The following is a 2,470-nucleotide window of genomic DNA, read 5'->3' as shown; positions in this document are numbered from 1 at the left end:
ACGCATAAGAATGGAAAAGCGTCCAAGTATCTTTTTCATCAAACTGATACCAACATTCCGTTGATTTAAATAAACGAATCACATTGTGATGCTCTACCATAACTCCCTTCGGGTTCCCTGTTGATCCCGAAGTATAGATAACATACGCCAAGTTTTCTCCTGTCACTTTACATATTGGTGAAAGGATGCTTTCTCGCGAGATCATCGCTTGATCCCGATCCAAACAAACTGCTTCGATTTCTTCAGGTATCCAACCTTCTAATGCTTCGTTCGTGACCAATACTTGAATCCCTGTGTCCTCCAGAATATATCGTAGGCGACTTTCTGGATACGATGGATCCAATGGAACATAGGCTGCACCAGCTTTCAAGATCCCCATGAGACCAACAATCATCTCAACTGAACGCTGGAAGCAGAGACCGACCAATGACTCGGTCCCAATCCCACATTTCTGGAGATAATGGGCCAATTGGTTTGCTTTCTCATTCAGCTCTCGATACGTCAACTGTTGATTTCCATCCACCACCGCCACCGTGTCAGGTGTACGATCCACTTGATCTTCAAACAGTTTATGGATCACACTCTCACGTGGATACGCTACAGCATTATCATTCCACTCTTCCAGCAATTGCTTCTCTAATTCCGATAGCATCGTCAACTTCGTCAGTGATTTATCGGGATGTTCCATGATTTCATTCAACCAGTTTTCAAAATGTTCAGCCATACGTCTGATCGTTACAACGTCAAATAAATCATTCTTATAGTTAAAACAAAGGAATAAACCCTCTTCCACCTCTGCGGCGCTTAAACTCAAATCAAACTTGGCGATCGAAGCATGACTTTCCATCGCTTCTAAACTTCTTCCATGAAGCTCTGGAAGCTCTTGTTGCGTGTTTTGCAAGGTAAACATGGTTTGGAAGATCGGAGAATGACTTGTACTACGCTCGGGTTGTATGACTTCTACAATCTTTTCAAACGGAACATCTTGGTATTCATACGCCTTCAATGCTTTTGTCCGTACCTGAGACAACAACTCTTGGAATGTCGGTGCGCCACTCAGATCAGCCCGATAAACCAACGTGTTGACGAAGAAACCAATCAACCCTTCAATCTCGCGATAATTCCGGTTTGCAATCGGGCTTCCGACAAGAATATCCGATTGTCCTGTATAACGAGCGAGGAAGCTTTGATACGATGCCAGTAAGGTCATGAAGAGCGTCGACCCTTCTTGACGACTAAGTTCGTTCAGTTTGTCGCGTAACGAGCGTGACAACAACACAGTATGTGTCGATCCACGATGGATTTGCACCGCAGGACGAGGACGATCCATCGGCAACATTAAGACTGGTAACTCGCCAGACAGCTCTTCCTTCCAATATGCAAGCTGCTGATCAAGTACTTCTTCTTTCATCCATTCCCTTTGCCATTGGGCAAAGTCGGCATATTGAACCGGTAATGGTGCGAGTTCTGCTGGTTTTCCACCAACCGCTTCTTCATAGAATGCCATCCATTCTTGGAGCAAGATTTCCATCGACCAGCCATCCGAGATAATATGATGCATGGTACAAAGAAGAATCCATTCTTCTTCTGCGATTTGCACGATTTGCCCACGGATCAACGGACCTTGTCCTAAGTCAAATGGCGCTTCGGCTTCGTTTTGGATCCATTTTTCCATTACGATTTCTCGCTCTTCGGAAGAAAGCGTAGTTAGATCTATTTGGGGAAGGAACCGGAAAGCATATGGTTGAATCTGCTGCACAGGATGACCATCCACTTCATGGAACACCGTTCGCAAAGATTCATGACGCTCTATCAGCTGATTCCATCCCGTCTCCAATGCTTCGGGTACCCAATTCCCTGTAAGACGGCATACCATCGGTATATTATAAAGTGCACTATTAGGTGTGAATTGATCGATGAACCACAGGCGCTGTTGGGCATAGGAGAGCGAAATGGCCTCTCCCCGTTCCATCGGCATAAGCGGTGGAATCTCTTGTATTTTGTCTCCTTTACGCAACTGATCCAGTCGCTTCGCCAACGCCTCTACTGTTGAATGCTCAAACAGTTCACGTACTAACAGTTCGATTTGTAATGCCTCTTTTAACCGAGATACAACTTGGGTAGCGAGCAACGAGTGGCCACCTCGATCGAAGAAGGAATCCTGGACACCAATATTTTCTATGCCTAGCACTTGACTCCATACCGATGCAACGAGCTCTTCCATCGGAGTTCGTGGGTATACAGTATTTTCAGTAGATGGTTCATCAGGTACAGGCAATGCTTTTAAATCGAGTTTTCCATTCGGTGTGAGTGGTAAAAATGCCATCTCGACAAAGTGTGCCGGAACCATGTAATTCGGTAAATGTGTTTTCAGATGCTCCCGCCATTCATGAACACTTCCTTCACCAACTACATAAGCTACCAATCGTTTGTCTCCTGGATGATCCTCTCTTACCAGTACAACAGCTTC

The 2,470-nt window shown here is 45.2% G+C and carries 1 protein-coding gene; it reads right to left on the bottom strand.

Features of this window, described 5'->3' with window-relative positions; translation table 11 throughout:
• A partial coding sequence (locus JDS96_RS30180; RefSeq protein ID WP_199669054.1) for a condensation domain-containing protein occupies window positions 1-2,470 on the bottom strand: 2,470 nt, incomplete at both ends.

The sequence above is a fragment of the Bacillus cereus group sp. N21 genome (assembly GCF_016483395.1).
GTDB classification, from domain to species: domain Bacteria; phylum Bacillota; class Bacilli; order Bacillales; family Bacillaceae_G; genus Bacillus_A; species Bacillus_A pseudomycoides.
This window is presented reverse-complemented; position numbering and strand designations above follow the sequence as displayed.